The sequence below is a fragment of the Staphylococcus sp. FSL H8-0121 genome (assembly GCF_038008425.1).
Lineage (GTDB): Bacteria > Bacillota > Bacilli > Staphylococcales > Staphylococcaceae > Staphylococcus > Staphylococcus pasteuri.
In genome coordinates this window covers 20322-33403 of sequence record NZ_JBBOZB010000005.1, presented here as the reverse complement: position 1 = coordinate 33403, position 13082 = coordinate 20322, and the positions used below count along the sequence as shown (strand labels likewise).

At 29.7% G+C, this 13082-nt stretch carries 12 protein-coding genes and 3 pseudogenes; 3 read left to right on the top strand and 12 right to left on the bottom strand.

Annotated elements, in window-relative coordinates; genetic code table 11:
• Positions 1 to 247: 247 nt before the first annotated feature.
• Both LFT63_RS11940 and lqo read right to left on the bottom strand, forming a co-directional pair.
• Positions 248 to 358 (bottom strand): SE2200 family small protein, encoded by a 111-nt coding sequence (locus tag LFT63_RS11940; protein ID WP_071561274.1) that lies wholly within the window; start codon positions 356 to 358, stop codon positions 248 to 250.
• Positions 359 to 385: 27 nt separating this feature from the next.
• Positions 386 to 1885 (bottom strand): L-lactate dehydrogenase (quinone), encoded by a 1500-nt coding sequence (gene lqo, locus LFT63_RS11935; protein WP_089589872.1) that lies wholly within the window; start codon positions 1883 to 1885, stop codon positions 386 to 388.
• Positions 1886 to 2539: 654 nt separating this feature from the next.
• Here lqo and LFT63_RS11930 point away from each other — a divergent pair.
• Complete coding sequence (locus LFT63_RS11930; RefSeq protein ID WP_340769386.1) at positions 2540 to 4315, top strand: oleate hydratase; 1776 nt, start codon at positions 2540 to 2542, stop codon at positions 4313 to 4315.
• A 237-nt stretch (positions 4316 to 4552) separates the two neighbouring features.
• Here LFT63_RS11930 and LFT63_RS11925 read toward each other — a convergent pair.
• Positions 4553 to 5044, bottom strand: a pseudogene (locus LFT63_RS11925) (recombinase family protein).
• 505 nt (positions 5045 to 5549) lie between these two features.
• Between LFT63_RS11925 and LFT63_RS11920 the strand changes: the two are divergent.
• Positions 5550 to 6008, top strand: coding sequence for a MarR family winged helix-turn-helix transcriptional regulator (locus LFT63_RS11920; RefSeq protein WP_041080868.1), 459 nt, complete (start codon positions 5550 to 5552; stop codon positions 6006 to 6008).
• Positions 5995 to 7338 (top strand): FAD-dependent oxidoreductase, encoded by a 1344-nt coding sequence (locus LFT63_RS11915; protein ID WP_089589874.1) that lies wholly within the window; start codon positions 5995 to 5997, stop codon positions 7336 to 7338. Before LFT63_RS11920 ends, LFT63_RS11915 begins: the two co-directional genes overlap by 14 nt.
• Positions 7339 to 8061: 723 nt before the next feature.
• Here LFT63_RS11915 and LFT63_RS11910 read toward each other — a convergent pair.
• From LFT63_RS11910 to LFT63_RS11870, 9 genes and pseudogenes are all read right to left on the bottom strand, one after another.
• Positions 8062 to 8121 carry a type I toxin-antitoxin system Fst family toxin gene (locus tag LFT63_RS11910; protein WP_445684209.1) on the bottom strand — a complete coding sequence of 20 codons (60 nt, stop codon included), beginning with the start codon at positions 8119 to 8121 and terminating at the stop codon, positions 8062 to 8064.
• Between the two features lie 279 nt (positions 8122 to 8400).
• A complete protein-coding gene (locus LFT63_RS11905; protein WP_340769382.1) occupies positions 8401 to 9348 on the bottom strand; it encodes a cation diffusion facilitator family transporter in 948 nt (315 codons plus the stop codon).
• A 17-nt stretch (positions 9349 to 9365) separates the two neighbouring features.
• A complete protein-coding gene (locus LFT63_RS11900; RefSeq protein ID WP_340769380.1) occupies positions 9366 to 9782 on the bottom strand; it encodes a DUF2231 domain-containing protein in 417 nt (138 codons plus the stop codon).
• Positions 9783 to 9857: 75 nt separating this feature from the next.
• Entirely contained in the window at positions 9858 to 11000 is a 1143-nt protein-coding gene (locus LFT63_RS11895) for a sensor histidine kinase (protein WP_340769379.1), read from the bottom strand.
• Positions 11000 to 11194 (bottom strand): annotated as a pseudogene (locus tag LFT63_RS11890) (helix-turn-helix domain-containing protein); the annotation flags it as partial. The gene LFT63_RS11895 and the pseudogene LFT63_RS11890, both read right to left, overlap by 1 nt.
• Before the next feature lie 12 nt (positions 11195 to 11206).
• The gene (locus LFT63_RS11885) at positions 11207 to 11677 is read right to left on the bottom strand and encodes a response regulator transcription factor (protein WP_340769376.1); all 471 of its coding nucleotides are present in this window, start codon (positions 11675 to 11677) and stop codon (positions 11207 to 11209) included.
• 151 nt (positions 11678 to 11828) lie between these two features.
• The gene (locus tag LFT63_RS11880) at positions 11829 to 11924 is read right to left on the bottom strand and encodes a type I toxin-antitoxin system Fst family toxin (protein WP_154840945.1); all 96 of its coding nucleotides are present in this window, start codon (positions 11922 to 11924) and stop codon (positions 11829 to 11831) included.
• Positions 11925 to 12159: 235 nt separating this feature from the next.
• Positions 12160 to 12657, bottom strand: coding sequence for an immunodominant staphylococcal antigen IsaB family protein (gene isaB / locus LFT63_RS11875; protein WP_089589879.1), 498 nt, complete (start codon positions 12655 to 12657; stop codon positions 12160 to 12162).
• A 122-nt stretch (positions 12658 to 12779) separates the two neighbouring features.
• Positions 12780 to 13040: pseudogene (locus tag LFT63_RS11870) on the bottom strand (YolD-like family protein); the annotation flags it as partial.
• Positions 13041 to 13082: the final 42 nt, after the last annotated feature.

Below are 13082 nucleotides of genomic sequence, written 5' to 3'. Positions count from 1 at the left end.
TAGATGTATGTTTAAGCATAAAAATACATTTAAGTGTTAGATAAATATATCATAACATTAATAAAATTTCGAAGGTATGTATTAATTTAGATAAAATTAAGAAGGCATATTTAAAAAAATATAATATTAAATTAAAAGAGGTCGCATATATGCGACCTCTTTTTAATATCACTAAAAATTTGACTTGGCTCTATAAAAATAATATACACAATAATTGTTATAAATATAATGAATATAGGTTTTAATCTTAATATTCTATATTTGGTGCTTGGTTTACATGTTTTTGGTAACGTTTGAGTGCACAAAAACCAATAGTACTAATAATTGTTACTATTAATAATTTTTTCACGCTTAACATTCCTTTATTTTAACATTGTATTGTAGTCTACTTATTGTTTTGGTAGTAATTTAACCCTAAATCTTTTGATGTTTGTTGACGTATTTTTCTCATTAATGCAGTATCATTAATGAGTGATTTACCATAAGATGGAATCATTTTTTGGATTTTAGGCATCCATTCAGTTTCATATTCAGGGAAGTTTTTCTCAAGTACTTCTAGGGCTACAGATACTGAAGTTGATGCTCCTGGAGACTCTCCTAATAACGCTATTACTGAATGATCTTCAGAATTAACAACTTCTGTACCAAATTGAATAAATCCTTTACCATATTCAGGAGTATCTTTAATCACTTGTACGCGTTTACCTGCCGTATATAACTGCCAATCTTCATCACGTGCTTCTGGATAAAAAGTACGTAAATGATTCATACAACCTTCTTTAGTCATTAATATTTGATCAAATGAATATTTGATTAAAGGTAGGTTTTTAGCAGCAGCAGATAATAATGTTGTAATATTATATGGTTTGACTGATTTAAATAAATCAAGATTAGAACCATTTTTTAAGAACTTAGGACCCACACTAGCGAATGGACCGAATAATAATGTACGTTCACCATCAATATATCGAGTATCCAAGTGAGGTACTGTCATAGGCGGTGTGCCAGGTGGTTCTTTACCGTAAACTTTGGCATCGTGTTGGGCTATAATGTCTGGGTTAGTACAAATTAAAAATTGTCCTGTAATAGGGAATCCACCTAAATGTTTACTTTCTGGAATTCCAGTTTTTTGTAATAGTGGAATAGCGCCACCACCAGCACCAATAAATACATAATCAGCAAGTTCAGTTTGAACATCACCGCTGTTACGTTGACGCACTTTAACTTCCCATTTACCATCTTTTCGATGGTTAAAGTCTATTACTTCATGATTATATTGGACATTGGCATTAGGATGTTGTTCAATGTTTTTAGCCATTTTACGAGTAAGCTCTCCAAAGTTAACGTCTGTACCTTCGTTAATCTTACTAGCGGCCATAATATCACTTGAGCTATGACCCTCCATCATTAATGGAACCCATTTTCTCATCTCTTCAATATCTTCTGTATATTCAATATTGTCGAACATTGGGAAATCCTTCATAGCATGATAACGATCCTTTAAGAATTGAACGTTATTTTTACCTCTAACAAAACTAATGTGAGGTAATGGTTGAATAAATTCTTTAGGGTTAGAAATACTATTATTTTTAACTAAATGACCCCAAAATTGTTTTGAAATCTCAAACTGTTCATTAATTTCTTTTGCTTTTTCTATATCAATTGATCCATCAGGTTGTTTCACTGTATAGTTCAATTCACATAAAGCAGCATGACCAGTTCCAGCATTATGACGCTCATTTGAACTTTCGATACCAGGACGATCTAAACGTTCATATAGTTTTATATTCCAACTTGGTTCTAACTCTTTAAGCATAGAACTAAAAGTTGTGCTTAAAACACCAGCGCCAATAACAACAACTGTTTTTGACTCTTTTGTATTCATAATTGACTCCCTTCTTTGACGTACAGTTTTTATTTTAATATAAATAGTTTCAGTATAAAAATACTTATATTAAATATGACCTATTCCTTTATGGAATAGATTATTTTAATATTTAAAAAATTTCTATTATCTTATATAAGCAACTGAGTAGAAATATAGAAATACATATAAAAATTGATAAATACTTTAACTGTTTTTTGATTAATTGTAACCTGTTTTTATTTTACAAACTACAACAATTATAACAATCTTAGAGTAAGGAAATTATGCAATTCTAACTTTAAGATATTAAAAGTATTAGATAAAATAATTATTAAAAATTAATATTTTATTGAATTAAATCATAATAAATATAGTACTCCTTCCAGTATATAAATAGATTTTATTATGTAAACATATGTATTTTTCAGTCAAATAAACAAATATCAAAGTGTTTTTTCTTTTGGTTTAGTTTTGATAAATTGTTGACAAAACAGAGAGGGACTTAAGTGACTTTAATTAATAAGTTTCATTAACTACGCATACAAATTTATTATAGATAATAAATATAAATAAAACTAATATATATGGAAATATGTACAAAAAAAGTGTATAATGAAAATATAGCAAGTTAGAGTATTGAGAACTTTCACTTATGTAAGAAGGAGTTTTTTTATGTACTATACTAATAGCAATTATGAAGCCTTTGCACGTCCAAAAAAACCTGAAAATGTTGATAAAAAATCAGCATATTTAATTGGATCAGGTTTAGCTTCACTAGCAGCAGCATGTTTTTTAATTCGTGACGGTCAAATGAAAGGTAAAAACATCCATATTTTAGAAGAATTAGACATCTCAGGGGGGAGTTTAGACGGTATTAATATGCAGCATCATGGCTTTGTCGTACGTGGTGGTAGAGAAATGGAAAATCATTTTGAATGTTTATGGGATTTATTTAGAAGTATTCCATCATTAGAACAACCTGATGCATCCGTTTTAGATGAATTTTATTGGTTGAATAAGGAAGATCCTAACTATTCTAAATGCAGAGCCATTTATAGTGGCGGTAAACGCATTGATACTGATGGCAATTTTATCTTGTCTAAAAAAGCTATTAAAGAAATTTTAAGTTTATGTATGAAAAAAGAAGAAGATTTAGAAAATGTTAAAATTTGCGAAGTTTTCACTGAAGATTTTTTAACTTCTAATTTTTGGTTATATTGGAAGACAATGTTTGCTTTCGAACCTTGGCATTCAGCAATGGAAATGCGTCGGTATCTTATGCGTTTTGTTCACCATATTGGTGGTTTGGCAGATTTTAGTGCTTTAAAATTCACTAAATATAACCAATATGAGTCTTTAGTATTGCCAATGGTAGAATATCTTAAGTCACATGGCGTGCATTTTGAATATGGTGTTCAAGTTGACAATATATTGGTCGATTCAACATCATCTAAGAAAATTGCACGAGAGATTCTTGTAAACAAAAATGGTAAAACAGAATCTATACCTTTAACATTAGACGATCTTGTTTTTGTAACGAACGGCAGTATAACAGAAAGTTCAACTTATGGGGATAATGACCATCCTGCTCCACCAACGAAAGCATTGGGAGGTAGTTGGACATTATGGAAAAATTTAGCTAATCAAAGTCCAGAATTTGGAAGACCTGAAAAATTCTGTGATCATATTCCAGATAAAAGTTGGCTCGTATCTGCAACAACAACAACAAATAATAAAAAAGTAATTTCTTATATTGAAAAATTAAGTAAACGTGATGTGTTATCTGGACGTACCGTTACTGGGGGTATTGTAACGGTAGTAGATTCAAGTTGGCAACTTAGTTTTACAGTCAATCGTCAACAACAATTTAAGGAGCAACCTAAAGATCAGGTAAGTGTATGGATATATGCACTATACTCTAATGTTAAAGGAGATTTCATTAAAAAACCAATTACTGAGTGTACAGGTAGTGAAATCTGTCAAGAGTGGTTATATCATATGGGAGTACCACAAGATGAGTTAGTTGAATTAGCACAAACAGAATGCAATACGATCCCTGTTTATATGCCTTATGTGACAGCGTACTTTATGCCGAGAGCATATAAAGATCGTCCACTGGTTGTTCCTAATGGTTCTAAAAACTTAGCCTTTATAGGTAACTTTGCTGAAACAGAACGTGATACAGTATTCACAACTGAATATTCTGTACGTACAGCTATGGAAGCTGTATATCAATTATTAGAAATAGATAGGGGTGTACCTGAAGTGTATGCTTCTGAATTTGATGCACGTGTACTTATGGATGCTTATTATCAATTAAATGATCGTAAATCATTACCTGAATTAGTTAATAATAACTTCCTTAAACGTTCAATTTTGAAAAATGCGATGAAAAAAATACAAGGTACTTTCATTGAAGAATTATTACGCAAACATAAGTTGTTATAAACATTACACGGTGAGTCTCAAAAACTCAAAAACATTGCATAAAAACAATAAATATTATAGAGTTATAAACATATCTTTATATATTTAATTGTTTCGACATACACTGGTGTTGAAATCACAATCTACTAACGCTTGAGTCCTAACGTTATCTAGCATGCCCAGCTAGATAACGTTTTTTATTATAAAATATATTTTGTGATATGCGACTATATATTTCCATTTGACGCCAATATAGTGTCAGAAGCTCTCATTGTCATCGTGTTTAATTCGATAAACAGTTTGTCTTGTGATATTAACCTCTTTCGCAACTTTAATACCTTGTTCTTTTCTACGTTTACTTTCATTTCGTTCTTGTTCTGAAACCATTGCTAATATTTGAGCGATTAAATTTTTCATAAATTTATCTAATAATGGATTACCAATGACTTCATTCATCATAGGCAAGCTAGTAATCATCAGTTGCACTTCTTTGTCTTTTAAATAATTAACAGTATTAATCACTTCATAGTAATTACGACCTAAATGATCAATGGATTCTACGATAAACCGATCCTCCCATTCTCACAAAGTTAAATGCTTCTTGAAGTACCGGTCTATTTTCAATAGATTTACCAGTCTGTTTTTCTGTGAAAATTTTTTAGAACCAAACGTTTTTATATTTTCTATTTGTCTTTCTAAATTTTGATCAATCGATGATACCCTCGCATAGCCAACAATCGTTGATTTCAACCTCGAAATTAATATACACCCTAATCATACGTTTGAGTTGCTCTACATCTGTATGATTAGGGTGTACTTTAAAAATACATAAAACATAATTTCTCAATTAATTATCTCATTTTAATTGCTCTATGGTAATTATATTACTTGATAAATTAGACATTTTTAATATTAAAAAATCCTTCCTTTGTATAAAGGAAGGATTACATAATTAAAACTCCTTTTTATTAGTATTATAGAAAAATTTACAAAACACTCAAATCATCATATCGTTAAACGACGATATATAAGTATGAAAAAAGAACTAAATTATAGTTCTTTTTTCAATTACTTTACTTATATTTTTAATGACTTGTTCATTCCTCTTTTGAAAAATACCCTGAAGCCATAAGTTTTACGCACTATTTTTAAAATCGAAATCAATTAAACAAAAATATGTGGTTCATTACAAGTTTTTTTAATTGATTAATCGTTTGCGATTGATTATTCTTTAATGAGAATAGGAGTGATTAAATTGATTGATGATGAAATGAAATTGACACATCAGCTATGCTTTTCTGCTTATAATGTTAACAAATTATTCAACAAATTTTATGAAAAGCAATTAAGTCAATTTGGTTTAACTTTTTCTCAATATCTAGTGCTATTAACCTTATGGGAAGAAAACCCTCAAACTTTATTATCCATTGGTAAAAAGTTGAATCTAGCAAGTAATACCCTAAGCCCATTACTAAAAAGACTTGAGCAAGCTGGATGGGTTCAAAGAAATAGAGATGAAAGCGATAAACGTAACCTTATCATAACTTTAACGATAAAAGGTCTAAATGAGCAAGAAGCAGTACATGAAGCTATTGCTAAATGTGTTTCTTCACAATTTGATGTAGATGAATATATGAAAGCCAAAAGTATTATGGATAATTTAGAAGAAACGTTGAAAACTATTACAAAGGATGATTCAAATGAAACAATATGATGTCGTATTTTTAGGTAGTGGACACGCAGCTTGGCATAGTGCGCTGACTTTAAACAAAGCGGGGAAATCGGTTGCTATTGTCGAAAAAGATCGTATAGCAGGTACTTGTACAAATTATGGGTGCAATGCCAAAATTTTATTAGAAAACCCTTATGAAGTACTAGAGCAAGCTTCACACTATCCCAACATAATTAATACTGAAGCATTATCAGTGAATTGGGAAAACCTTATGTCTTATAAACATAAAATCATTGACCCTATGGCAAATACTTTGAAAGGTTTATTTGAACAACAAGGTATTGATATTATTGAAGGGGCGGGAAAATTAGTAGATGAGCATCACCTCGTAGTAGATGGTGAACAATATTACGGTGAAAACATAGTTATTGCAACAGGTCAACACAGCAATAAGTTAGATATTGAAGGGTCTGAATATACGCACGATAGTAGAGACTTCTTATCCTTAAAGCAAATGCCAAATAGTATCACATTTATAGGTGTAGGTATTATTAGTATTGAATTTGCTAGCATAGCCATTAAATCTGGTGTAGAAACTCATATGATTCATGTTGACGATGAACCGCTCAAAGGTTTTTATTCAGCACATATTGCTAAATTAATGGACAAATTGGCAACAGAAGGAGTTCAATTCCATATGAATGAAAATACTACTGTAATTAAAGAGCAAGGTGACAATTATACTGTATCAACAGAATCAGGATTAGAGATTACTACTAACTATGTGTTAGATGCTACTGGACGTAGACCAAATGTCAACGGTATTGGACTTGAAGAAGCTGGCGTTAATTTCACTACTCGAGGTATACAGGTAGATGAATATTTACGTACAAATATCCCTAATATTTATGCTAGTGGTGATGTGTTAGATAAAGTAATTCCTAAATTAACACCTACTGCAACATTTGAATCTAACTATATTGCTGCGCATATTTTGGGTATGAATAAAAATCCTATTACCTATCCTGCAATACCTTCAGTTTTATATACACTACCAAGATTGTCTAATATTGGAGTTTCTGTAGATGAAGCTAATACTAGTGAGGACTATAAAGTGATAGATATTCCTTTTGGTAAACAAATGGTGTTTGAATACAAAAATGAAACTGAAGCTGAAATGACAATTGTATTAAATAATGATAAACAATTAGTGGGAGCTGCTATATATGCTGATGATGCACCAGATTTAGTTAATTTATTAACTTTCATTGTAAACCAAAAATTAACGGCTCAAGATTTAAATAAAATGATTTTTGCTTTTCCTGGATCATCAAGTGGCGTTATAGATCAATTAAAATTAGCAATGTTATAAAAGGAGTGCTATAAAATAACTAATAATATTTATGATATACAAGTTGTTAGCAAAGATGGTATTGTAGTAAAAAGACTTGCTCCAAAAGACAGTCCTAAAAAAGTAAAAACTTTATTTCAGAATTTATTATAACTAAGCATTATTAATTGAAATGGCACAATAATATAGCGTTTAATATCTAATTATGTTACTAGTAAACATATCCACAATCCTACTGAATAGAACGAAAAAAGCACAATACAAAGCTAAAGTTGATAAGAACGTACTGAAGCTATGTTTATCTATAATTGTAGTACATTTTACAATACATCTTTTTCTTCAAAAGGGATTGGAAGACGATGATTACCATTATTCAATTTTTCCATTTGTATTTTAAATTTTAAATAAAGTCTTGTTTTTATCATCTATAAAAATTTCTCCATTGCTAACTGGAATTCTAAAAGGAAGCATATACTTAAAAGTAAGTAATTTCATATTATTATGATTTACTCCATTAATTTGTTTTAAAAGATTTTCATCCTGTGATGTAAATTTAACTTTATTGATCAGAATCATTCCTATTTTTGTTTATATTGGATACACATAACCTAAACAGATAAAACTACTTTGCATTCCTAACCTATATGATGATATAATGTGTTTAACAAAGAGAATTCCATAGGCACACTAACCCCCTCACTACCCGAAATAGTGAGGGGGTTTTGGCGTAGCTATGTCGCCTTATTATTTGTTACGATTGTTTAGCCAAAACATGAAAATCGCAACAATGCATCCTGAAATCACAGCTAACAAAGAGAATTGCCACAGGTCCCACCCCCTTCCATAGTAATTTCGCCTATGGAAGTTAAGGCGAATCTAGTATTATACCATCTGTGAATCTACAAGCCTATATACTTCCGATAAGTGACGTTATGTCTATATAACCTCTCTAAAAATTTTTAAAGAATATTTTTAGGTTACATAATAGGACGTTATCAGTATTAGATAAACATTTTTTGTAGTAAACCTTTTTTACATTGTTTTAAAATTTCCATTTCCGCTGTTTAATTATCAATCAAATTACTAATTTTTTATATTTTCTTTAACCTTTTCAAAATAAGGATCATTAAGTTGATTAATATCTAAATGTTCTGTTTGTATTGTGGTATGTGATATTCCATATTTTTCTTTTAATAAATCTTCTATTTCATTTATAACCCCAAAAGCATCTATACTACTTCTACTATCTAGAACAACATGTGCACTTAAAGAATATTGATCTGTTGTAATTCCCCATAAATGAAATTCATGTACATCGATAACGCCGGGAATAGATTTTATTGTTTCTATGATATTGTCTGTATCTAATTCTTGTGGCACAGCTTCCATCAACACCATCCAAGCATTACGCATAATTTTATAACCACCCCTAAAAATAATGATTGAAATAACCATACTTAAAATAGGGTCGAATAATTGTATACCTGTGAAATGTATTAGTAAAACTGCTAAAATGACTCCTACTGAATTTAATAAGTCTCCAACAAAATGCCATAATGCACTTTGTACATTGATATTTTGTTCATTCTTTAAAGAACGCATTAATATAACTGTCAACACAATATTTACAATTAAACCAATTGCTGCTATGACAAGCATTAACCCACTTTCAACTTGTTTAGGATAAACTATACGTATGATCGCCTCGTAAAAAATACCAATAGAAATTACTGATAGTGCTAAACCATTTAAGAATGCTGCTAATATTTCAAACCGTAAGTAACCATAAGTAAAACGTGCTGTTGGTTTACGACTTGCAAAGTAAATAGCCAGCATTGATAATCCGAGCGCAAGTACGTCACTTAACATGTGAAAGGAATCTGACAATAAAGCTAAAGAGTTGGATAATATTCCTCCTGTAAATTCTACAATGGTAAAAAATAAAGTAATTAATAGCGTTGCCCATAATGTTACTTTAGATTGTTTTTGGACTTTACTGTGTTCTACATGGTGAAAGTATGTTTGTTTCATATACCTATTCCTCCTTTTTATTTTCCATAAGTGATACTTGCACCTAAATGACCAGCAATAATAAGTAGTACAAATCCGATAATCGTCAATACAACTGTCGCACCTGTACATAATTTTTTATATTTTATAAACCACATACTACCTATTTGGGTTGATGTTGCAAACCCATATGTTATAAGCGAAGCTAAGGCGAATGTTTCATGTAAATGTACTAATTTTTCAACATGTTGCATCCCATAATGTTGGATAGCAAATGCTTCTCCACTGTCTCCAAGCATGTAACTTATAATTCCAAATACCATACCTGTAGTAAGGAGTATGGTTAATGTGATAGATAAATTAATTTTCTTCAAAAACAAATGTAGAATAGAGATAATAGTTGCTAATGACAATAATGCGATTGGAAAGTGCACAAATAATGGATGTAATGGCATGTTATTCAGCTCCTCTAACTTCTTTTTCTTAATGCTTTAAATATAGAGGATAAAACTGAAATGAAACTGAAATTTTTATAATTTTATAATAAAAGTTGTACCCTGTTTTACTATAGATTTTACCTCAATAGTCCCATGATATTGCTTAACAATATTATATAAAAGTGCCAATCCAATACCTGAGCCTTTCTGATTTTGATTAACCTGATAAAAGCGTTTAAAAATATGTTGTTGTTCCTCTTCTGGAATACCGATACCATTATCTGAAACTTCTATTTGTAACCCATTAAAATTCTTGAATGCACTAACGCTCACTTTAGTATTATTAGTGTTATGACGGTAAGCATTTTCGACTAAAATATTAATAATTTGCTTAGCATGTAATGAATGCATAGTAAATATTAAGTGAGACTTATAGCGTCTTTCTATCGTTGATTGATAGACATGCTCAGCTGTTCGAATTACTTCATCAAAACTTTTTGAAACATTGATAGGTACTATTTCATTTTTCTCATTAGTATCAATTAACATAGATTCGATGAGTTGTTGCATATATTGTGCTTCCGTTTTCATTTGTTGCAATGTTTGCTTACTTTCCATGCTTATATTATGACCTTCAATCATTTCTAAATATTGTGTACTCAATAAAAAAGAAGCTATTGGTGTTTTCATTTCATGAGATGCATTTTGCACAAACAGTTGTTGCTCATTCATTAGTTGTTCATAAGCTTTTACTGATTGTCGGGCTAAATAATATGCCAGCATTGCCATTAATATAAACGCAAAAACAAATCCAATCGTTAGTACATTAACTAACACTTGCTTAGTTTCATAGAAATCCTTAACATTTGCCAGACTATATAATATTCGCTGATTTGAAATTACTTTTTTCCTAACATCGAAAATACCTTTATTACTTTTATCAATATTATTTTTTTCTTTTCCAATAAATTTGTTTTGAAGCTCTCTTATAGAGAAAGGAGTATGATTACTTATAACCTTATGCTTTTTTACAATAAAATAATCATGTCCTTGATTCACATTATCATGCTGTTCTATGGCATGTTTTATACTGGTTATTTGATTTTCTGCTGTTTCATTAATTTCTTTATTGATATTAAAATTAAATATAAAAATAATAAAAACGAATAATACAATCAACAATAAGATTAATAATACTACATACTTAATAAAACGTTTTCCAAAATGTTTTTTCACTAATCACTCACTTCCAATTTATATCCAATATTACGTATATTTTTAATTTTTAGAGAAGCTCTTATTGCTTTTAATTTACTTCTAAGTAGTTTAACTAATACATCTACATTATTACTTGTTACTACTTGATCAATATTCCAAATTTTTTCAATAATTAAATTTCTAGGTACCACTTCATACAAAAATAATAATTCTAATAATTGATATTATTTTAGTGTTAAGTCAATAATTCTCTGGTTAATGGTAAATTGATGCTGATTATAGTGATATGTTATATTTCCTATCTTTTTAGTATTTTGTTGCATAGTTTGTGTCCTAGAGAAACGTTTAACGTTTGCCAGTATACGTGCTTCTAATTCTTCAAATTCAAACGGTTTTGTTAAATAATCATCCGCACCTATGTTTAACCCGGAAACTTTATCAGCAGTCTGTGATTTAGCGGTTAACATAATAATAGGAATATTTATATTTTTATCTCGTATTTCTTTAATAATTTCAAGTCCGCTACGCTTAGGTAACATCCAATCCACTAATAAAATATCATAAGAAGTATCTGATAAGTATTCCATTACTTCAATACCATTTCTAAGCCAATGCACTTGATATTTTTTTAGTTTTAACATTTTTTGGATTAGTTCCCCCATAAATATATTATCTTCAATTAAGAGGATTTTCATATTATCTCTTCCCAATCATTATTATTTCTTCTATTTTGCATTTCTCCACTCAACAGTGTTATAATTTAGTTAACAAGGAAACTAGCATAGATGCACCAATCCCCTCACTATTGCCGTAGTGAGGGGATTTTTTAGGTGTGGCTATGGTCGCCTATTTATTATTGCGATTACGTAGCCAATGCGTAAATACCGCAATAATACAACCACTGATGACTGTGGTCGTGATGTGAACAAGGATTTCTAGCATAGATTAGCACCTCCTCTCTGCGTCGGAACTGACGCCTGAGAGGTAGGCGACTTTTATATTATATCATCTTCAAATACACGACGGTATATAACTTTCGATAATCATGGATTATGGGTATTTAATTTGTATATAATATGCAACTGAATACAGAAGACTGAAAATTCAGAAATAATTTCAGTTTTTATAACATCATTTGTATTTAAAATAATTCATAATCTTTTAAAATCAAAAATTACTATGCGTGATATCTACCAATCATAACTTTCTCAACGTATTTACCATTATATGCAAAACTAATTTGTTTTCCATTTACATTATAAATAATTCCTCCATGTAACTTATCATTAGTCATTTTATATCCAGCATATGCTTTTTTCACATCAGAGACTTTTAAGTTTTTATTATGTAACATAAATGTTATAGAATCAGGTTTTTTATTAATATATTCAATTTCTTGATCATATTTCTTTTGGTAAGTTAAAGTACTTCCACTTTTAAAGTTTTGAATTTTTGCATCGACTTTAACTTTATTAAAAGTAACATTATTATGTTTTAATGCGTTAATAAACGCTTTTTCAGTTACAAATTTAGCATTGTATCCAGCATATCCATTATATGTGTAATGAGGTGTTGTCGCTGCATGTGTTATTGGGGGTTCTATACTAATAATATTGAAAGTTACTCCTGATAATAAAATACCTGTTGAAAGAATAATTTTACTCATTGTCTTCATTTTTATCACTCCATATTTTATAAATTGTTAATTACAAGTAATATTACGATGATTACAATAACTTTACAAATATTTGTTTGCTTTTTTATAAACCTTTCATTACATTATGGAACATAGTTCCATAGTTCATTGTATTTTACTTTCAAATGAAAAATAGAATTGATGTCATTCAGAGCATCTTCTGTTAATAAAGATTTCTCGATTTTATCTTGATTTTGAATAATTTTGTTTAAAATTTCAAACTGTTAAGGGAGAGGATCAAAAGCTTGCCATTTGATTTTTCTATGGCCATGAGGAATTCTAAGATTTAAATATTCTCTAGGTATTTTTCTGTAATCTGTTTCATATTTATACTTATTTGGGGCATTAGGATTTGGAATCATAAAAAGCACCTCAAGCCAATAACTGAACGTAAGTTCTGTTAT